A 20216-nucleotide genomic window follows, 5' to 3' on the forward strand; every position below is an offset into this window, starting at 1 on the left:
ATCAAGACCTTGGCATACTTGCTGAGGTTGCACATCGGCAAGGTATGCAGGTCATGCATCACCACTTCGCATCCCGGCATCTGCTCCAGCATGACATCGACTATTTTGCGGGTTTGGCCATCCCGAGAGGAATAAAGCACCAGAATCTTGTCCATAACAACCTCAACTACGCCAGAATGCAGGAGTAAACAGTACCAGAAGCGTAAAAATTTCCAATCGACCAAACAACATAGCCAACACCAGTACCCACTGGGCCGCCGGCGAGATATTGCCGAAGTTGGCTGATACCTCTCCCAAACCCGGGCCTACGTTGGTGAAAGCCGCAGCCACAGCGGTGAATGCGGTCACTTCGTTCAGTCCCGTCATCAGCAAAAGCAACATGAACATAAAGAAGAGAATAATATAGGTGGCGAAGTAGCCCCACACCGCCTCGACGATGCGCTCGGGCACCGCCCGATTCCCCAGCTTCAAGGTATAGATGGCTCTGGGGTGAACCAGCCGCTTCAACTCGCGCATCCCCTGCATGAACAGGATCATAAAACGCATCACCTTGATGCCTCCGCCCGTACTGCCCGCACAACAGCCGATAAAGGCGGAAAACATCAGCAGCATGGGCAGGAACGAGGGCCAGTCGGCATAGGTAGTGGTGCTGTAGCCGGTGGTGGTACCCAGAGAGACCGCCTGAAACAACCCGTGGTTGAGCGCCTCTTGCCAGGTGGCGTAGTGTCCGTGGGTCAGCAAGGCGACAAAGCAGATCATCACCAAGGTTGCCTGGATAGCCAGGAACACCTTGAGTTCAGAATCGTAAAGGTAGCGACCGAGCCGCACCGGGCGGTGGGAGAAGACGGTAAAGTGGAGCGCAAAGTTCACGCTGGCCAGCAACAGGAACACCACGGTAATCAGGTTGATGACCGGACTGTTGAAGAAACCGATGCTGGCATCGTGGGTGGAGAAGCCACCGACCGACAGCGTCGAGAACGAATGGCAAACCGCATCGAACAACGTCATTCCGGCGAGCCAGTATGCCAAGGCACAGAGCGCGGTCAGCAGCAGATAGATGAACCAGAGCGCCTTGGCCGTTTCGGCGATGCGCGGCGTCACCTTGGTATCCTTCACCGGCCCCGGGATCTCGGCACGATAGAGCTGCATACCCCCGATACCCAGCAGTGGCAGAATGGCCACCGCCAGTACGATGATCCCCATCCCCCCCAGCCACTGCAGCAGCTGGCGATAGAACAGAAACGCCTTGGGCAGATTATCGAGCCCGGTCAGTACCGTTGCGCCAGTGGTGGTCAGGCCGGAGAAAGATTCGAAGAAGGCCTCCGAAACCGACATATCCGGCACGTCGCTCATGATGAAGGGCACTGCCCCCACACTGCCCAGCACGGTCCAGAACAGCACCACAATCAGAAAGCCCTCTTTCGAGCGCATCTCCTTCTTGTGATAGCGATTGGGAAACCAGAGCACCACACCGAGCAGCAGGGCGATCAGAAAAGAGCTGACGAACTCGGCACCACCACCATCCCGATAGCCAAAGGCCACCAGTGCAGGCAACAGCATGGTCGAGCTGAACAGCGCAACCAGCAGGCCAACAATGCGAATAATGCTCAGAATGTGCATTACAGCTCCCTTTCCCCAATTAAAGAGCGATGGATTCTAGCCATCTAAGGGACTGAGGGATACCCGCCCATGAGTCCGGTCGGTCAATTCACGGTCCACCTGAGCCCAAACCGAGGACTCCCACGCCACCTGCAAGGTGACCTGCTGACCGTAATCCGCCGCCAGCAATTCGCCATTATGGCTGCTGATCAGCGACTCGACAGTCCCCATGTCACCGTAATCGCAGTGAATGAGAGAGGGAGTGCGCGGCACCTTGAGCAAAGTTGGCAATTGCTTGAGAGCGGCACCGACACCGCCCCCATAGGCTTTGACCAATCCACCGGTACCAAGCTGGATGCCGCCGTAGTAACGCACCACCACGGCACAGATTTCACCGATCCCCGACCCCATCAGCTGGGCCAGGATCGGCTTGCCCGCGGTACCGGAAGGTTCGCCATCATCGCTGAAGCCGTAAACCTGGCTATCTTGCGGCGCGCCCGCCACAAAGGCCCAGCAGTGGTGGCGAGCGGCCGGATGTTGGCGCTTGATCTCGTTGACCCACCCCTTGGCCGCCTCGACGGTCGGGGTGTGGGCGATCAGGGTAATGAAGCGACTCTTCTTTATCTCTTCGGTCAACTCCAGCGGGGCAGCCGGAATGGAGTACGCTGCCGCCATCAGAGTCCTGCTTGTCTGGTCATGTTCTCCACCCCGTTGGCGTGCAGCACCACGTTGTCTTCGATGCGGATGCCGCCGAACGGACGCAGCGCCTCCACCTTGTTCCAGTTGACCCTCTTGCCCTGTTCGCCCTGACGCAGCGGCTCCAGCAAACTGTCGATGAAGTAGAGACCCGGCTCGATGGTGAACACCTGACCCACCTCCATCACCCGGGTGCAGCGCAGATAGGGGAACAGCTCGGGCGCCGCCAGATGGGTGCCGCGCTCATCCTGCATGAAACCGCCCGCATCGTGCACCTGCAAACCGAGGAAGTGGCCGAGGCCGTGAGGGAAGAAGACGTTGGTCACCCCGGTGTTGATCATCTCGTCTACCGACATGTCCACCAGCTCGGTCGCTTGCAGCAGGCGCGCCAGCTTGTGGTGCATCTGCAGATGCAGCTCGCTGTAGCGGCGACCCGGTTTGATCTCCTTGATGATTTCCTGCTGCTGCTCGTCGAGGGCTGCAATCAGATCAGCAAACTCGCCTCGCCGCCACGCCCAGGTACGGGTGATGTCGGAGGCATAACCGTGAAAATCGACACCGGCATCGATCAGGAAGGAGTGGCGCTCCGCATCCGGCACCCGCAAGGCGGACAAATGGGTGTAGTGAAGGATGGCCGCGTTGCGGTTGATGGCGACGATATTGCCGTAGGGCGCCTCATTGGCCCCCTGCCCGACCGCCTTCATGTAGGCCAGATTAATCTCGAACTCGCTCGCCCCCGCCATAAAGGAGTCCTTGGCGGCAATATGGCCGCGTACCCCGATCCGGTTCGCCTCGCGCAGACACTCCAGCTCATAGTGGGTCTTGTAGGCGCGGTGATAGTGCAGGTAGTTGAGTACCGCCTCCGGATTGGGTTGGGTCAGACCCAGCAGCTCGGCCACTTCCAGATGACCACCAAGATAGGCCCACTCCTGCTTGTTGGCAGGTAGATGGTCGGCCACCTGTTCCGGCCGGGTCAGGAAACGGATATCGAAGAACTCGACCCAGAAGGCATTGGGCAGATCCGCTACTTTGTGCCAGAAATCCACCGGGCGGTAGAACAGCAGGATTGGTTTGTTCACCCCGTCCACCAGCAGCCAGCAGTGGGGATTGTCCAGCACCGGCAACCAGGCCTTGAAGTGGGGGTTTACCTTGAACGGATAATCCTGATCATCGAGGAAGATGCGGTGAGTCTGGCCGGAGTGGATGGCCAGTCCGCTGAGCCCCTGTTGTTGCAGAATGTCGCGGGTGCGCTGCTGCAAGGTATCGAGGTGCTGGGCAAAAAGTTGGCTGTAGCTGCTCATGGCGTCCTGCTCCGAGGTGAATGTGATTGCAGCATAACATCAAGCGCTTGGCGGCTCGACCCGTCAAGCTGCCGCTTCGTGAGGTAACGCATACGTTACAAACGTGTTTGTTATCAACACAAAACCAATCATTAACAAATCAAAAACAATTCAATACACTGCCGGTAGATACATGAAGTCAGGGATTACTCATGGACAACCTCTGCCTGTGGCAACCGGATCCGCTCGGGATGCAGCAATCCAACCTCTACCGTTTTATGGCGGAGGTGAACCGTTTCCACGGCTTGCAGTTGCAGAACTATCCGCAGCTTTACCAATGGTCGGTGGAGAAGACCACCCGTTTCTGGCCGCTGGTATGGCAACACTGCGGCGTCAAGGGCGAGCTCGGCAACATAGTGGCGGAGAACCGTCAGGATATGCAGCGCACTCGCTGGTTCCCCGATAGCTGCCTCAACTTCGCCGAAAACCTGCTGCGCCGTCAAGACGAGAGCCCGGCCATCATATCCCGCATCGAAGGGGGTCCAAGCCGTACTCTGAGCTGGGGTGAACTGAGTGATCAGGTTGCCCGGCTGGCTCAGTGGCTGCGCAATCAGGGGATTGGTCGTGGCGATGTGGTCGCCGCCTACCTGCCCAATATTCCGGAAACCGTGGTTGCCATGCTGGCAACCACCAGCATTGGGGCGATCTGGACCTCCACCAGCCCCGACTTCGGTGAAGCCAGCGTGGTGGAGCGCTTCGGCCAGACCCGACCACGAGTGCTGTTTGCGGTGGATGGCTATCGCTACAACGGCAAAGCTATCGACATTCAACAGAAGGTCGCCAGCGTGGTGAGCCAGATCGGCAGCATAGAGCAAACGGTGATGATCCCCCTGCTCGGCAACCCGCTGCAGCTTGGCCACGACTGGCAGCAACTGCTGGCGAGCCAGCCGGACGCCAGCCTCCAGTTCGAGCCGATGGCTTTCAATGACGCGCTCTACATCCTCTACTCTTCCGGCACCACCGGCAAACCCAAGTGCATCGTGCACGGGATTGGCGGCACCCTGCTGCAACACCTGAAAGAGCACCAGCTGCACTGCGACATCAAACCGGGGGAGCGGATCTTCTACTTCACCACCTGCGGCTGGATGATGTGGAACTGGCTGGTGAGCGCCCTCGCCTCCGGCGCCACCCTGGTGCTCTATGACGGCTCGCCATTTTACCCGGATGGCAACGTGCTGTGGGATCTGGCCCGCGACGAGCAGGTCGCTCTGTTCGGCACCTCGGCCAAGTATCTCGACGCGCTGCACAAACAGGGTTATGCCCCCATCAAGAGCCACGATTTGCCGCACTTGCGGCTGATCTGCAGCACCGGCTCTGTGCTGTCGCCGGAAGGATTCGACTACGTCTATCAGCAGATAAAGCAGAATGTGCAGCTCAGCTCCATCTCAGGCGGCACCGATATCTGCTCCTGCTTCGTCATCGGCAACCCGCTCAGCCCTGTCTATCGCGGCGAGAGTCAGGGGCGCGGCCTCGGTCTCGCAGTGCAGGTATTCAACGAAGCGGGCCAGCCGGTGCAGGGGGAGAAGGGCGAGCTGGTCTGCACCAAGCCGTTCCCGGCCCAGCCCATCTACTTCTGGGGCGACGAGAATGGCGACAAGTACCACGCCGCCTACTTCGAGCGCTTCGACAACATCTGGTGCCACGGCGACTGGATCGAGCTGACCCCGACCGGTGGCATTCTGTTCTACGGCCGCTCCGACGCCACCCTCAACCCGGGCGGCGTGCGCATCGGCACCAGCGAGATCTATCGCTATGTTGAACAACTCGACGAGGTGGAGGAGAGCATCGTCATCGGCCAGCAGTGGCAGCAGGACGAGCGGGTGGTGCTGTTCGTCAAGCTCAAGGCGGGTTGCAAGCTGGATGAGCCGCTGCGCGAGCGGATCCGCCAGCAAATAAAGCAGCACTGCACCGCCCGCCACGTGCCCGCCCGCATCCTGCAGGTGGATGCCATCCCCCGCACCAAGTCCGGCAAGATCGTCGAACTGGCGGTGCGCGAAGTGGTACACAACCGGCCGGTCAACAACACCCATGCCCTCGCCGATCCCGAGGTGCTGAACCAGTATCGCAACCGGCCGGAACTAGCCAGTTGATAACAAACTCATATTCATCCGAGGCGCCGCAAGGCGCCTCTCTTTTGCCCGTTTTGTGATGAAGAGCTTTTACTCGAGATCTGTTAAACAAATGTTTTAAATAGGTGTTGAAAATGTCTCCTTTTGGATCAATAGTGAGCCTCGCCCCCTGCTGGGGATTAAGGAGCACCACTCCCCACTGAGTGGGAACAAGGAGACACTCTCATGATCTACCAAGGCGAAACCCTGTCGGTCAGCTACCTCGAAAACGGCATCGCCGAGCTGAGGTTTGATGCCCCGGGTTCAGTCAACAAGCTGGATCGCGCTACCCTGCTCTCCCTGAGCGAAGCGATCGCCGCATTACAACAAGAACGTGAACTAAAAGGTCTGATCCTCACCTCCGGCAAAGACGCCTTTATCGTCGGTGCCGACATTACCGAATTCCTGGAACTGTTCGATCTGCCGCAAGAAGATCTGCTCGGCTGGCTGAAAAAGGCCAACGACATCTTCAATGCCATCGAAGATCTGCCGGTTCCGACCCTCTCCGCCATCAAGGGCCACGCTCTGGGCGGCGGCTGCGAGACCATCCTCTCCACCGACTTCCGTCTGGCCGACACCAGCGCCAAGATTGGCTTGCCCGAGACCAAACTCGGCATCATGCCGGGCTTTGGCGGCACCGTCCGTCTGCCACGAGTGATCGGTGCCGACAACGCACTGGAGTGGATCACCACCGGCAAGGATTACCGTGCCGATGACGCCCTCAAGGTGGGCGCCATTGACGCCGTGGTCGCCCCGGATGCACTGCAGAGCGCTGCGCTGCAGATGATCAAGGACGCCATCGCGGGCAAGCTGGACTGGCAGAGCCGTCGCGCCGCCAAGAAAGCGCCGCTGCGCCTCTCCAAACTGGAAGCCATGATGAGCTTCACCACCGCCGCCGGCATGGTTGCCGCCGTGGCGGGCAAACACTATCCGGCGCCGATGACTGCGGTGAAAACCGTCGAGGCCGCCGCAGGTATGGGCCGTGACGAAGCTCTGGTGGCCGAGGCACAAGGCTTTATCAAGCTGGCCAAAACCGATGTCGCCAAGGCACTGGTCGGGATCTTCCTCAACGATCAACACATCAAGGCGCTGGCCAAGAAGGCGGCCAAGCAGGCAACCAAGGCCACTGGCCACGCCGCCGTACTGGGTGCCGGCATCATGGGTGGCGGCATCGCCTACCAGTCTGCCAGCAAGGGCATTCCGGCGGTGATGAAGGATATCAACGAGAAGGCGCTGGCACTTGGCATGGGTGAAGCCACCAAGCTGCTCAACGGCCAGCTCGAAAAGGGTCGCATCGACGGCATCAAGATGGGTCAGGTGCTCTCTGCCATCACTCCGACCCTCAGCTATGACAACGTCAAGCATGTGGACGTCGTTGTCGAAGCCGTGGTCGAGAACCCGAAAGTGAAAGCCGCCGTACTGGGCGAAGTGGAAGGGATCATCGGCGAAGACGCCGTGCTCGCCAGCAACACCTCCACCATTCCCATCTCCCTGCTGGCCAAGGGGCTGAAGCGCCCGCAGAACTTCTGCGGTATGCACTTCTTCAACCCGGTGCACCGTATGCCACTGGTGGAGATCATCCGCGGCGAGCAAACCTCCGATGAAACCATCAACCGCGTGGTGGCCTATGCCGCCGCCATGGGCAAGTCCCCTGTGGTGGTCAACGATTGCCCGGGCTTCTTCGTCAACCGGGTGCTGTTCCCCTACTTCTTCGGCTTCAACAAGCTGGTCGCCGATGGTGCTGACTTCGCGGCCGTCGACAAGGTGATGGAGAAGGAGTTTGGCTGGCCCATGGGCCCCGCCTATCTGCTGGACGTGGTCGGCATCGACACCGGTCACCATGCCGGTGATGTGATGGCGCAGGGCTTCCCGGCACGCATGAGCAAGGAAGGTCGCACCGCCATCGACGTGATGTACGAAGTGAATCGCTTCGGTCAGAAGAACGGCAAGGGCTTCTACGCCTACGAGCAGGACAAGAAGGGCAAACCGAAGAAGGTGGCCGACGCCGCTGCTTACGAGCTGCTGGCCCCCATCGCCAAGCCGAAACAGGATTTCGACAAGGAAGCCATCATCGCTCGCATGATGATCCCGATGATCAACGAGGTGGTGCTCTGTCTGGAAGAGGGCATTGTCGCCACGCCAGCCGAAGCCGACATCGCGCTGGTCTACGGTCTGGGCTTCCCTCCCTTCCGCGGCGGCGTGTTCCGCTATCTGGACACTATCGGTCTGGATCGCTACGTGGCCATGGCCGACCAGTATGCCGATTTGGGCCCGCTCTACCGCGTCAGCGACAAGCTGCGCGAGATGGCTGCCCAGGGCAAAACCTTCTACTGATTGCGGAAAGGAGATCCATTCATGAAAGACGTAGTCATTGTCGACTGTATCCGGACCCCGATGGGCCGGTCCAAGGGCGGCGCCTTCCGCAACGTGCGTGCAGAAGATCTGTCCGCGCACCTGATGAAATCCATCCTGCTGCGCAACCCCAACCTCGACCCGAACGAGATCGAGGATATCTACTGGGGCTGCGTGCAGCAGACCCTGGAGCAGGGCTTCAACATCGCCCGCAACGCCGCGCTGCTGGCCGGTATTCCGAAGCAGGTGGGGGCGGTCACCGTCAACCGTCTGTGCGGCTCCAGTATGCAGGCGCTGCACGACGCCTCCCGCGCCATTCAGGTAGGTGATGGGGATATCTTCATCATCGGCGGCGTCGAGCACATGGGTCACGTACCGATGAGCCACGGCGTCGACTTCCACCCCGGCATGGCCAAATCGGTGGCGAAAGCCTCCGGCATGATGGGATTGACTGCCGAGATGCTCGGCAAGCTGCACGGCATCAGCCGTCAGCAGCAGGACGAGTTTGCCGCCCGCTCCCACCGCCGTGCCCACGCGGCAACCGTGGAAGGACGTTTTGCCAAGGAGATCGTCGGGCTGGAAGGCCATGACGCCAGCGGCGCCCGCTTCTTCTACGACTATGACGAGGTGATCCGCCCGGAGACCACGGTCGAAACCCTGAGCCAGCTGCGCCCGGTGTTTGACCCGGTCAACGGCACCGTCACCGCCGGCAGCTCCTCGGCGCTGTCCGATGGCGCCGCCGCCATGCTGGTGATGAGCGCGGATCGCGCCAAGGCCCTCGGCCTCACGCCGCGCGCCAAGGTACGTGCCATGGCTATCGCCGGCTGTGACGCCGCCATCATGGGTTACGGCCCGGTACCGGCGACCCAGAAGGCGCTCAAGCGTGCCGGTCTGACCGTCGGTGATATCGACCTGTTCGAGCTGAACGAGGCGTTTGCCGCCCAGTCCCTGCCCTGCGTGAAGGATCTGGGTCTGCAGGATCTGATGGACGAGAAGGTAAACCTGAACGGTGGCGCCATTGCCCTGGGTCACCCGCTCGGCTGCTCCGGTGCCCGCATCTCCACCACCCTCATCAATCTGATGGAGGAGAAGGATGCTACCCTGGGGGTTGCCACCATGTGTATCGGTCTGGGTCAGGGTATCGCCACCGTGTTTGAACGGGTGTGATAACCAACCGGATCGACGGGATGCACTACTGAGAGTTGTCCCTTTTCGGGGCCAGTCTGACTGGCCCCTTTTCAAGTCTGTGACGAGCGCCACACGGGGTGCTCGTCAGTGGTCAGAAGCTGTCTGTTGGCCGTCCCGTTTGGGTCGGCCTTTTTTCGTTTTAATCTTATCAATAGGCTGTTATTGCCTTAAACCTCACATTAGATAGGGGGCTTGCTTGCTTTTTACTCCCCCGACAGGTTCAATCTGCACAAAAAAATGGGTGGATGCACATACATATGTCAATGAGCAAACAACTGCTGATCGTCGATGACGACCAAGAGATCCGCGAGCTGCTCAATGAGTACCTGACCCGGGCGGGCTTTCAGGTATTGACGGCGGCGGAGGGCAACGAGATGCGCCAGCAACTCGCCCTGCACAGCCCGGACCTGATTATTCTGGACATCATGATGCCCGGCGAGGACGGTTTTACCCTCTGCCAGCAGATCCGTCGTGACTCCCAGGTGCCCATCATCATGCTGACCGCCGCCTCCGACGAAGCGGATCGGGTGATCGGCCTGGAACTCGGTGCCGACGACTATATCGCCAAGCCGTTCAGCCCCCGCGAACTGCAGGCCCGCATCAAGGCGCTGCTGCGCCGCGCCGAATTCCGCCAGCCGGAAAAAGAGAAAGAGCCAAGCCGCCGCCTGCGTTTTGCCGAGTGGACCCTCGACACCCTGAGCCACCAGCTGACCCATGATGATGGCAGCCTGCTGGATCTCTCCGGCAGCGACGCCATGCTGCTCGGCATGTTCCTGCAACAGCCCGGCGTGGTGCTGGATCGGGACACCATCTCGGATGCCACCCGCGGCCGCGAAAGCCTGCCGATGGAGCGCGGTATCGACGTGCAGATCAGCCGTCTGCGCCAGAAGCTGGGCGACAACGGCAAGAGCCCGCGCATCATCAAGACCATCCGCGGTAGCGGCTACATGCTGATTGCCGAGGTGCACGAGCTGCCATGAGCAACAAGTGGTCCTGGGGGGCGCTGGTGCCCCGCTCCCTGTTGTCACGGATGATCCTGCTGTTGTTGCTGGCCATCCTGCTCTCCCAGACCATTCTGACCGGCATCTGGATGCAGCAGATCCAGAAGCGGGAACTGGAGGGGATGCTCAGCACCACCCGCAACCTCGCCATGTCTGCCGCTTCCACCGTCAACTTCTTCAAATCCCTGCCGCTGCAGTATCGCCATATCGCGCTGGACCAGCTGCGCAACATGGGGGGCAGCCGCTTCTTCGTCTCGCTCAACGAGGAAGAGATCCACATCAACGCCATCCCCGACAGCGAACGCAAGACGCAGGTGCTGGAGGAGGTGCAGGGAGTGCTGACCCGCAAGCTCTCCGATGCCATGGCGATCAAGGTGGATTTCTCCCGGCCCGATGACCTCCACGTCTTCAACAACGACACCTTGCTGGCGGATCTCCCCTCCTCCTGGGCCCGCTACACCCTGTCGCTGGAACCGCTCAATCCACCGGTACTGGTGACCCAGATCGAGATTGAAAAGGGGGAGTGGCTCTATCTGGCAGCCCTGCTGCCCGCCCCCTACATGACCCTCGACGATACCGTGATGCCGAGCAACCAGGTGCGTTTCATCGCCCTGATGACGGTGTTCCTCTGCTTCTTCACCTTTATGCTGGTGCGCTGGCAGACCCGGCCGCTGCGCCGTCTCGCCAAGGCGGCGGTGAATCTCGGCAAGGATATCGATCAGCCTTCGCTCAAAGAGGAAGGAGCGTCGGAAATCGTGGCGGCGACCCGCGCCTTCAACATCATGCAGCACCGCATTCGCCGCTATATCGACGATAGAGAGCGGCTGTTCAGCTCCATCTCCCACGACCTCAAGACCCCCATCACCCGACTGCGACTGCGGGTCGAACTGCTCGACGACGAGGTGCAAATCGCCAAGTTCAACAAGGATCTCGACGAGCTGGAGCTGATGGTGAAAGGGGCGCTGCAGACGGTCAAAGAGACCGACATTCACGAGAATATCGAGGAGATCGACATCAACGCCCTGCTTGAACAGATGGCGGAGTCGATGAACCTGCACGACGAGCGGCTGACCATCGAAGGGCACTGCAAGTGGCCCTATCGCGGCAAGCTGCTGGCGCTCAAACGCTGCATCGGCAATCTGGTGGACAACGGCATTAAATATGGCCAGCGGGTGCGCATCATCATCATGGATGACGAGGAGATGCTGATCCTCTTCATCATGGATGAGGGCCCCGGCCTGCCGGACGATCAGTTCGAGCGTATCTTCGAACCCTATTACCGGCTCAGCACGGATCAGGCTGGCACCGGCCTCGGCCTTGGCATCGCCCGCAACATTGCCCACGCCCACGGCGGCGATCTGGTGCTGGAAAATCGTCCGCAAGGTGGCCTGCAGGCCACGCTCTCCCTACCAAGGCAGTAACCTTATGAAGTGGTTGTCTTTTTCTGTCATCGCCCTGCTCTCTGCTCCCGTTGCCGCCTCCCAGGTGGAGGTACTGCACTGGTGGACATCCGGCGGCGAAGCGAAAGCGGTCGAAGTGCTCAAATCCGAGTGGACCAAACAGGGCAACCAGTGGAACGACTTTGCAGTGCAGGGCGGCGGCGGCAAGAGTGCCATGACGGTATTGAAAAGCCGGGCACTGGCCGCCAACCCGCCAGAAGCGGCCCACCTCAAGGGCTATGAGCTCAAGGAGTGGGCCGGGCTCGGCTTCCTGCGCGATCTCACCCCGATGGCCGAACACCTCGGCTGGTACAGTCAGATGCCGCCCATGGTGCGTGCCACCCTCAGCCAGAATGGCGCCCTGATGGCGGTGCCCACCGGCATCCACCGGGTCAACTGGCTGTGGCTCAACCGCAAGATCTTCGAGCGCAACAAGCTGACTCCACCCACCGACTGGGCCCAGTTTGTCACCGTCGCCGACCAGCTTAAAAAACGGGGCATCACCCCGCTCGCCATCGGCAACGAGCCCTGGCAGCTGGCGGTGTTGTTTGAAACGGTGGCGCTCGGTGAGGGCGGTAAAGAATTCTATCGCAAGGCGTTCCTCCTGCAGGACAGCGCCACCCTGACCGGCCCCGACATGGTGCGGGTGCTGACCCGCTTCCAGCAGCTGCGCGCCTATGTGCCGCAAAAATACGCCGGTCTGAAGTGGCATCAGGCCACCAATCTGCTGGAGAGCGGTGGCGCCGCCATGCAGGTGATGGGGGACTGGGTGAAGGGGGAACTGAGCGCCGGTAACTACCGGCCGGGTGAGGATATCGCCTGCCTGCCGAGCCCGGGCAGCGCCGGACTGTTCAGCTACAACCTCGACTCCATCGCCATGTTTAAACAGCGGGATCCGGCCCAACTGCAGGCGCAAGGCGATCTGGCCCAGCTACTGATGACGCCGCAATTTCAGGAGGAGTTCAATCGGGTGAAGGGGTCGATTCCGGCGCTGACCAATCCCGACATGAGCAAGTTCGACCGCTGCGCCGTCCGCTCCTATCAGGACTTCCTGCTGGCGGAAAAGCAGGACAACCTGCTGCCCAGCATGGCAGAAGGGATGGCGACGCCGACCAATATGCGGCAGGCGATCCTCGATGTGCTGAGCAACTTCTTCAACGATCCCAAGGCCAACCCGGAGCAGACGGCACTGCATCTGGAGCGGGCCATGCGCTCGACCCGCTGATCCGGGCACATTGCCAAACGGCAGAAATGACAAAGGCGGAATTGCTCCGCCTTTGTTGTTGAATCGTCATCCGATTCAGGATTGATCGTTCTCGTCCTCATCCTCGTCATAGTAATCGCTGAGCTCGATCCAGAGCCCCAACCCGACCATCACCATGGAGCCGAACCAGGTACCGGTATTCCCGATCGGGCTGCCCATCACTATCATGGCGAAGGACAAGAACCCCATGCCTGCATAGGCTTGTAATCTGCCGTAGGAGACCTGCATATTCACCTCCTTGTTGAATATGGTTCAATTTTTATATTACTCGTCCGGCGCAAGCTGGATAGGGTTGAATAACATTTCGGTTACATATGCTGGTGAATGGGTCGTTTGTTTGATTATTTTTTAGCCCTGAGTATCATTGGCAGCCGAATAGGTTGAAGGTTGATAATAGATGAGTGATTTATTCTGCGATGCGACCCACGAGTTGGACGCAATCGGGCTTCGTTGCCCGGAACCCGTTATGATGGTTCGCAAGAAAGTGAGGCTGATGGCTGATGGCGAGACCCTGCTGGTCAGTGCCGACGATCCTTCAACCACCCGCGACATCCCCAGTTTCTGCCGCTTTATGGATCACACCCTGGTCGCCAGCGAGACAGAGCAGGCCCCCTACCGCTATCTGATCCGCAAGGGTCAATAAGCCCCCGTACCGGAGCACTCCATGACAACCATTACCCGAATCGGCACCACCCAGCGTTGGTCAGACGTGGTCATCCACAATAGCACCCTCTACGTGGTGGAAGTGCCCGTCAGCGAAGAGGCCGACATCCACCAGCAGACCCGCGAAGTGCTGGCAAGCCTGCAACGCCTGCTGGAAGCCAACGGCTCCGGCGTCGACAAGATCCTGATGGCCAACATCTATCTCAAAGACATTCAGGACATCGCCGCCTTCAACGAGCAGTGGGATGCCTGGATCCCGGCTGGCACCGCGCCGGTTCGCGCCTGCGTACAGGCCCGCTTGGCCCACGAAGGTTACAAGGTGGAAGTGCAGCTGACTGCCGCTGTCTAAGTAAAACGGGATGCCTGCCTCCCCTTATGCCGACACCGCGCCGGTTCGCGCCTGCGTACAAGCCCGGCTGGCCCATGAAGGCTACAAGGTCGAAGTGCAGCTGACTGCGGCTGTCTAAACAGTCATACCGACAGCTGGATAGCAAAAGGCCCCGCCATTACTGGCGGGGCCTTTTCGTTACCGAAACCTGAACGACTTAGGCTGTCGGGGTCAGGGTAATGGTCACGCGACGGTTCTGGGCTTTGCCAGCGGCGGTGCTGTTGGTAGCAACCGGCTGATCCGGGCCCACGCCGGTGGTGGAGATGCGGCTACCTGCTACGCCCTGACCAATCAGCTGAGCGGCAACGGCATCGGCACGATCGCGGGAGAGCTTCATGTTCAGATCGCGGGAACCTGTGCTGTCGGTGTGACCAACTACGTTCAGGCGGGTCTTGTCGAACTCGGCAACGACCATGGCCACGCCGGAGAGGGTGTTGGCACCGGCCGCTTTCAGCTGGGAGCTGGAGCTGTCGAAGGTCACGTTGTTCGGCATGTTGAGGATCAGCTCATTGCCATTGCGGGTCACGCTGACGCCGGTGCCCTGCAGTTTCTCGCGCAGCTTGGCTTCCTGCACGTCCATGTAGTAGCCGATACCGCCACCCAGCGCCGCGCCAGCAGCAACGCCGGTCAGGATGCCCTTCTTGCGGTCACCCTTGCTGGAGGAGAGCGCACCTACGGCCGCACCGGCAGCGGCGCCAGCCAGCGCGCCCCAGGCACCTTTGGAGGTCTGGGATTCACCTGTGTAGGGGTTGGTGGTACAGCCGCTCAGGGCAACGGTCAGTGCCAGAGCAGGCACCAGGATCTTGGCTCGCATGAAAAAACCTCTGTGAAAACAATCCGGCACCATGCCGGGGGCCGGATTGTAACGCGCTGGCACGCCATTGTCTGACGCAAGCCTGAACAGATGGCGAGAGTGGTGTTTTTTTGGGCAATCGGCGGGCTGTCAGCGCGGTAACTGACACTCGGCGTGGCAAGGACAGCTGACCAGATGATCGTTCACCATCCCCACCGCCTGCATAAAGGCGTAACAGATGGTGCTGCCGACGAAGTTGAAGCCGAGCTTCTTGAGCGCTTTCGACATGGCATCCGACTCCGGCGAGGTCGCCGGAATATCGCCGTTGCCCTGCCGCTGGTTGACGATGGGGGCGCCGCCAACAAAGCCCCACAGGTAATCTGCGAAGTCGATCCCCTGCTCCTGCAATGCCAGATAAGCGCGGGCATTTCTGATGATCGACTGCACCTTGAGCCGGTTGCGGATAATGCCGGTGTCCTGCATCAGCCGCTCTACATCCTGCTCGTCGAAGCGGGCAATCTGCACCGGATCAAAGTCGGCATAGGCGCGGTAGTAGCTCTCGGTGCGCTTGAGGATGGTGATCCACGACAGCCCCGCCTGCTGGCCGTCGAGACAGAGCTTGGCAAACAGCTCGCGCGAGTCATAGACCGGCCTGCCCCACTGTTTGTCATGGTATTCGATGTATTCCGGGTCCTTGGTCACCCAGGCGCAGCGCAGTTCCATTTCCTCTCCCTCGTTCTTTCAGCGGTTTGCCCGACCCTGCCCACTCTGCAGGCGGCACTGCTCACATCATATACCGGACATCCCGCCCGACCAGCCAGGGCGCAGCACCATCCCGCGAATCCGCTGCAATTTCGCCTATTATCCGACCATGCCAGACGGTATACTCCCTCGGTTCACATTCAGCAAATCTTGCTCTGATTTTCACTTCGCGCGAAAAAAATTATGCAAAAATTCGATGTCAAAACCTTTCAGGGCCTGATCCTGCAGCTGCAGGACTATTGGTCCCGCCAGGGCTGTACCATCATTCAGCCGCTGGATATGGAAGTGGGTGCCGGTACATCCCACCCCATGACCTGTCTGCGTGCCCTGGGCCCGGAGCCCATCGCCTGCGCTTACGTGCAACCGTCCCGCCGTCCGACTGACGGCCGCTACGGTGAAAACCCGAACCGCCTGCAGCACTACTACCAGTTCCAGGTGATCATCAAGCCTTCCCCCGACAACATTCAGGAACTCTATCTGGGCTCCCTGAAAGAGCTGGGCATGGACCCTGAAATCCATGACATCCGCTTCGTGGAAGACAACTGGGAAAACCCGACTCTGGGTGCCTGGGGTCTGGGTTGGGAAGTGTGGCTGAACGGCATGGAAGTGACCCAGTTCACCTACTTCCAGCAGGTTGGCGGCCTCGAGTGCAAGCCGGTCACCGGCGAGATCACCTACGGTCTCGAGCGTCTGGCCATGTACATTCAGGGCGTGGACAGCGTCTACGATCTGGTCTGGTCTGACGGCCCGCTGGGCAAGACCACCTACGGCGACGTGTTCCACCAGAACGAAGTGGAGCAATCCACCTACAACTTCGAACACGCCGATGTGGAGTTCCTGTTCCACTGCTTCGAGCAGTACGAGAAGGAAGCCCAGAATCTGCTGGCACTGGAAAAACCGCTGCCGCTGCCTGCCTACGAGCGCATCCTCAAAGCCGCTCACTCCTTCAACCTGCTGGATGCCCGCAAGGCCATCTCGGTCACCGAGCGTCAGCGCTACATCCTGCGCATTCGCACCCTGACTAAGGCCGTGGCAGAGGCATACTACGCCTCCCGCGAAGCGCTGGGCTTCCCTATGTGTCAGCGCAGTGAGAACAAGCAAGGTTAAGGAACGGACATGGCACAACATACATTTCTGGTAGAGATCGGTACTGCTGAGCTGCCGCCCAAAGCCCTGCGCTCCCTGGCCGAAGCCTTTGCCGACAACTTCAAAGCCGAACTGACCAAGGCCGATCTGGCCTTCGGCGACGTCGAGTGGTTTGCTTCACCGCGCCGTCTGGCGCTGAAGGTAAGCGAGCTGGCTGGCGAACAGCCGAGCAAGAGCGTCGAGAAGCGCGGCCCGGCCGTGGCTCAGGCGTTCGATGCCGAAGGCAAGCCGACCAAGGCTGCCGAAGGCTGGGCCCGTGGCAACGGCATCACCGTTGAGCAGGCCGAGCGTCTGGTCACCGACAAAGGCGAGTGGCTGGTTCACACCGCCAAGGTCGAAGGCCGTCCGGCCGTCGATCTGCTGGGCGAACTGGTCGCCTCCGCACTGGCCAAACTGCCGATCCCGAAAATGATGCGCTGGGGCGACAAGACCATCCAGTTCGTACGTCCGGTCTTCACTGTGACCCTGCTGCTGGATGGCGAGCTGGTTCCCGCCCACATTCTGGGTATCGACTCTGCCCGCACCGTTCGCGGCCACCGCTTTATGGGCGAGAGCGAATTCACCATCGACAACGCCAGCCAGTACCCGCAGATCCTGCAGGAGCGCGGCATGGTGATTGCCGACTTTATGGCGCGCAAGGCCAAGATCAAGGCTGACGTCGAAGCGGCCGCTGCCGCCTTCGGTGGCGTGGCCGATCTGGACGACGCCCTGCTGGAAGAAGTGACCGCACTGGTCGAGTGGCCGGTGGTGCTGACCGCCAACTTCGAAGAGAAGTTCCTGGCCGTGCCGGCTGAAGCGCTGGTGCACACCATGAAGGGTGACCAGAAGTACTTCCCGGTCTACGACAAGAGCGGCAAGCTGCTGCCGAAGTTCATCTTCGTCACCAACATTGAGTCCAAAGACCCGAGCCAGATCATCAGCGGCAACGAGAAGGTGGTTCGCCCCCGTCTCTCTGACGCCGAGTTCTTCTTCAAGACCGACCTCAAGCAGACCCTGGCCTCCCGCCTGCCGCGCCTTGAAACCGTGCTGTTCCAGCAACAGCTGGGCACCGTCAAGGCCAAGGTCGAGCGTATCGAGACCGTCGCCGGCTTTATCGCCGAGCGCATCGGTGCTGACGTGGCTCAGGCCAAGCGTGCCGGTCTGCTCTCCAAGTGTGACCTGATGACCAACATGGTCGGCGAGTTCACCGACACCCAGGGTGTCATGGGGATGCACTACGCCCGTCACGATGGCGAAGACGAAGCGGTGGCCGTGGCCCTCAACGAGCAGTACATGCCGCGCTTTGCCGGTGATGCCCTGCCGTCCGGTCTGGTTGCCTGCGCTGTCGCGCTGGCCGACAAGTTCGACACCCTGGCCGGTATCTTCGGCATCGGCATGCTGCCGAAGGGTGACAAGGACCCGTTCGCCCTGCGCCGCGCCGCTATCGGTGCCCTGCGCATCATGACCGAGAAGCAGCTGGATCTGGATCTGGTTGAACTGGTTGAAGAAGCGGTACGCGTCTACGGTGACAAGCTGACCAACAAAACCGTCGTTACCGACGTGGTCGACTTTATGCTGGGCCGCTTCCGCGCCGCCTATCAGGACGAAGGCATCGGTGCCGACGTGGTGCTGGCCGTACTGGCCCGCCGCCCGACCCGTCCGCTCGACTTCGATCGTCGCGTCAAGGCCGTCAGTCACTTCCGCACGCTGGATGCCGCACTGGCACTGGCTGCCGCCAACAAGCGCGTGAGCAACATTCTGGCCAAGGTCGAAGGCGAATTGCCGACTGCCGTCAAACCGGAACTGCTGGTCGATGCCGCCGAGAAGGCACTGGCCACCCAGGTTGCCGAACTGCAAGCCGAACTGGCCCCGCTGTTCGCTGCCGGTGACTATCAGGCTGCCCTCACCCGTCTGGCCGCCCTGCGCGAACCGGTCGACACCTTCTTCAACGAAGTCATGGTGATGGCCGACGACGAAGCCCTCAAGGCCAACCGTCTGGCTCTGCTGAACAACCTGCGCAACCTGTTCCTGCAAGTCGCGGATATCTCCCTGCTGCAGTGATCTTGGTTGAGTAAGTGATAAAAAACGGCGCCGTTAAGGCGCCGTTTTTATTAAAAATAGATTAATCTATCACCTTCGTTTGCACACGATAGGTAACACTAATATGTTCTTTCATGTGGATGAATCAGGTAATACAGGCAATCAACTTTTTGATAAAAATCAACCTATATTAACTTATGGCGTTCTATCCAGCACATTGAACGTAGATGCATTAGGAAAACAGTGGTTCAAAGATATAACAAAGAAGCTCGACATTGATTGCCTTCACGCAAATCATCTCGGAGTCAATAAACTAACTGAGATATCACGAGAGCTTTATCTATTACAGGATAAGTTCAAATTTTCATTTGATTATTATTTCATTGAAAAAAGAGCCCTAGCTGTTGTTTGTCTTTTTGACGCTATATTTGATGCTGGTATCAACCCTGCTGTTAGATGGGATACATATTGGACCCCTATGCGCTATCTTATAATACTTAAGTTAGCCGCTATTTTAGATGATGACATTTTAAAGAAAACATGGGCACTATGCACATGTAAATACATAGAAAATAAAGAATCAGACATCATTCAGACCTTAGAAGAAATAAGGTCTGTTACAAACACATCATGCTTGGATGCTCGTTCAAAAGAAATAATAATTAATGCACTTGGGTTCGCAATAAAAAACCCTCTAGCAATGGACTTTGGTCAACCTGATGAAAAAGCAATATCACCAAATGCAGTTGGATTTCAATTCGTTGCTTCAAGTATTTCTAGACGACTAAAATTAAAAAACAGAAAAAAAGCTCTATCAATAACAGTTGATATGCAAACACAGTTTAATAAAGCACAAATTGAGACATATCGAAATGCCAGTTTGATTTCTGATGGAATGAAAAGAGCAACACAGGAAGACAGAAATAAATATCTTAACCATCCATTGTTTTCATCAATAGAAAAATCAGACCTGATAAATAAAAACTTAATCAACAGTAACCTTGAAATATCAAAAAGCCAAGAATCTATTGGTTTACAGATTGTAGATATATACCTTTGGATAACAAACAGGATCATATTAAAGAAAGAATTGTCAACCGAGTTACGTGTTATAGGGTCACTATTTTTAAAACAATCTTATGTAGATGGAATTTCCTTTTCTGGCATGGAAGAAAGATTTACACGATTTGAATCAATACTTCCAGACTTGGAGGAAATAACAAAAGAACAGGCAGATATGGCCAATAAATTTATGGCTGCACATCGTTCCACACTAAACGATTTGGGGTTGTAACTCGTAGGTTCGATTAGCCGTCAGGCGTAATCGGACATTCGCGTAAATCAACTCTCCCACCATAACGGCCAGCCGCACTTCCCCCTCCAGCTGGCCGATCCTGTTTCACGGCAACAGCCGTAATCAAAGCCTCTCGATCGTTCGATTACGCTTCGCTAATCGAA

General features: G+C 58.6%; 18 protein-coding genes and 1 pseudogene (1 of these 19 only partly in view). 12 read left to right on the top strand and 7 right to left on the bottom strand.

Annotated features, from left to right (window positions below; translation table 11 throughout):
- The 4 genes in view from hemG to pepQ are tightly spaced (at most 36 nt apart) and all read right to left on the bottom strand, a layout consistent with a single transcriptional unit that may run on beyond the window.
- A protein-coding gene (gene hemG, locus I6L44_RS16120) for a menaquinone-dependent protoporphyrinogen IX dehydrogenase (protein WP_005339483.1) crosses the window boundary here: on the bottom strand, nt 1-155 show its 5' end (the start). 370 nt of this gene lie to the left of the window's left edge; the window shows 155 of its 525 coding nt (coding positions 1-155); its start codon is at nt 153-155; its stop codon lies off the left edge, out of view.
- A gap of 7 nt (nt 156-162) precedes the next feature.
- Nucleotides 163-1620 (bottom strand): TrkH family potassium uptake protein, encoded by a 1458-nt coding sequence (locus I6L44_RS16125; protein WP_005339482.1) that lies wholly within the window; start codon nt 1618-1620, stop codon nt 163-165.
- Nucleotides 1621-1656: 36 nt separating this feature from the next.
- A complete protein-coding gene (locus I6L44_RS16130; protein WP_043825947.1) occupies nt 1657-2274 on the bottom strand; it encodes a YigZ family protein in 618 nt (205 codons plus the stop codon).
- Nucleotides 2274-3596 (bottom strand): Xaa-Pro dipeptidase, encoded by a 1323-nt coding sequence (gene pepQ / locus I6L44_RS16135; RefSeq protein ID WP_216952401.1) that lies wholly within the window; start codon nt 3594-3596, stop codon nt 2274-2276. The genes I6L44_RS16130 and pepQ overlap by 1 nt, the downstream gene beginning before the upstream one ends.
- Nucleotides 3597-3787: 191 nt before the next feature.
- Between pepQ and I6L44_RS16140 the strand changes: the two genes are divergently transcribed.
- The 6 genes from I6L44_RS16140 to I6L44_RS16165 all read left to right on the top strand — a co-directional run bounded on the left by I6L44_RS16140 (nt 3788) and on the right by I6L44_RS16165 (nt 12948).
- Nucleotides 3788-5725 (top strand): acetoacetate--CoA ligase, encoded by a 1938-nt coding sequence (locus tag I6L44_RS16140; protein ID WP_144716145.1) that lies wholly within the window; start codon nt 3788-3790, stop codon nt 5723-5725.
- A 204-nt stretch (nt 5726-5929) separates the two neighbouring features.
- Complete coding sequence (fadB, locus tag I6L44_RS16145; protein ID WP_216952404.1) at nt 5930-8077, top strand: fatty acid oxidation complex subunit alpha FadB; 2148 nt, start codon at nt 5930-5932, stop codon at nt 8075-8077.
- Nucleotides 8078-9262 (top strand): acetyl-CoA C-acyltransferase FadA, encoded by a 1185-nt coding sequence (gene fadA, locus I6L44_RS16150; RefSeq protein WP_216952405.1) that lies wholly within the window; start codon nt 8078-8080, stop codon nt 9260-9262.
- Between the two features lie 278 nt (nt 9263-9540).
- On the top strand, nt 9541-10263 hold the full coding sequence (locus I6L44_RS16155) for a response regulator (RefSeq protein WP_216952406.1): 723 nt from the start codon (nt 9541-9543) through the stop codon (nt 10261-10263).
- Entirely contained in the window at nt 10260-11705 is a 1446-nt protein-coding gene (locus I6L44_RS16160) for an ATP-binding protein (RefSeq protein ID WP_005339474.1), read from the top strand. Before I6L44_RS16155 ends, I6L44_RS16160 begins: the two co-directional genes overlap by 4 nt.
- 4 nt (nt 11706-11709) lie before the next feature.
- On the top strand, nt 11710-12948 hold the full coding sequence (locus I6L44_RS16165) for an ABC transporter substrate-binding protein (protein ID WP_216952408.1): 1239 nt from the start codon (nt 11710-11712) through the stop codon (nt 12946-12948).
- A gap of 75 nt (nt 12949-13023) precedes the next feature.
- On the opposite strand, the gene I6L44_RS16170 is transcribed toward I6L44_RS16165, so the two are convergent.
- Nucleotides 13024-13215: a hypothetical protein gene (locus tag I6L44_RS16170; protein ID WP_005339471.1), complete on the bottom strand. Its 192-nt coding sequence runs from the start codon at nt 13213-13215 to the stop codon at nt 13024-13026.
- Nucleotides 13216-13384: 169 nt separating this feature from the next.
- On the opposite strand from I6L44_RS16170, the gene tusA reads away from it, so the two are divergent.
- The 3 genes and pseudogenes from tusA to I6L44_RS16185 all read left to right on the top strand — a co-directional run.
- Nucleotides 13385-13630, top strand: a complete 246-nt coding sequence (gene tusA, locus I6L44_RS16175; RefSeq protein WP_005342448.1) for a sulfurtransferase TusA — start codon at nt 13385-13387, stop codon at nt 13628-13630.
- A gap of 21 nt (nt 13631-13651) precedes the next feature.
- Nucleotides 13652-13999 carry a RidA family protein gene (locus I6L44_RS16180; protein WP_216952410.1) on the top strand — a complete coding sequence of 116 codons (348 nt, stop codon included), beginning with the start codon at nt 13652-13654 and terminating at the stop codon, nt 13997-13999.
- Between the two features lie 28 nt (nt 14000-14027).
- Nucleotides 14028-14117, top strand: a pseudogene (locus I6L44_RS16185) (endoribonuclease L-PSP); the annotation flags it as partial.
- A gap of 78 nt (nt 14118-14195) precedes the next feature.
- Here the strand turns inward: I6L44_RS16185 and I6L44_RS16190 are convergent.
- Nucleotides 14196-14852 (bottom strand): OmpA family lipoprotein, encoded by a 657-nt coding sequence (locus I6L44_RS16190; protein ID WP_005339468.1) that lies wholly within the window; start codon nt 14850-14852, stop codon nt 14196-14198.
- Between the two features lie 129 nt (nt 14853-14981).
- Nucleotides 14982-15554, bottom strand: a complete 573-nt coding sequence (locus tag I6L44_RS16195; RefSeq protein ID WP_058059621.1) for a DNA-3-methyladenine glycosylase I — start codon at nt 15552-15554, stop codon at nt 14982-14984.
- A gap of 222 nt (nt 15555-15776) precedes the next feature.
- Between I6L44_RS16195 and glyQ the strand changes: the two genes are divergently transcribed.
- The 3 genes from glyQ to I6L44_RS16210 all read left to right on the top strand — a co-directional run bounded on the left by glyQ (nt 15777) and on the right by I6L44_RS16210 (nt 20052).
- Complete coding sequence (glyQ, locus tag I6L44_RS16200; RefSeq protein WP_005339464.1) at nt 15777-16700, top strand: glycine--tRNA ligase subunit alpha; 924 nt, start codon at nt 15777-15779, stop codon at nt 16698-16700.
- Between the two features lie 9 nt (nt 16701-16709).
- Nucleotides 16710-18779: a glycine--tRNA ligase subunit beta gene (gene glyS / locus I6L44_RS16205; protein WP_216952414.1), complete on the top strand. Its 2070-nt coding sequence runs from the start codon at nt 16710-16712 to the stop codon at nt 18777-18779.
- A 103-nt stretch (nt 18780-18882) separates the two neighbouring features.
- Nucleotides 18883-20052: a DUF3800 domain-containing protein gene (locus tag I6L44_RS16210; protein WP_216952416.1), complete on the top strand. Its 1170-nt coding sequence runs from the start codon at nt 18883-18885 to the stop codon at nt 20050-20052.
- Nucleotides 20053-20216 lie beyond the last annotated feature (164 nt).

The organism is Aeromonas sp. FDAARGOS 1414 (assembly GCF_019047065.1).
GTDB classification, from domain to species: domain Bacteria; phylum Pseudomonadota; class Gammaproteobacteria; order Enterobacterales; family Aeromonadaceae; genus Aeromonas; species Aeromonas veronii_A.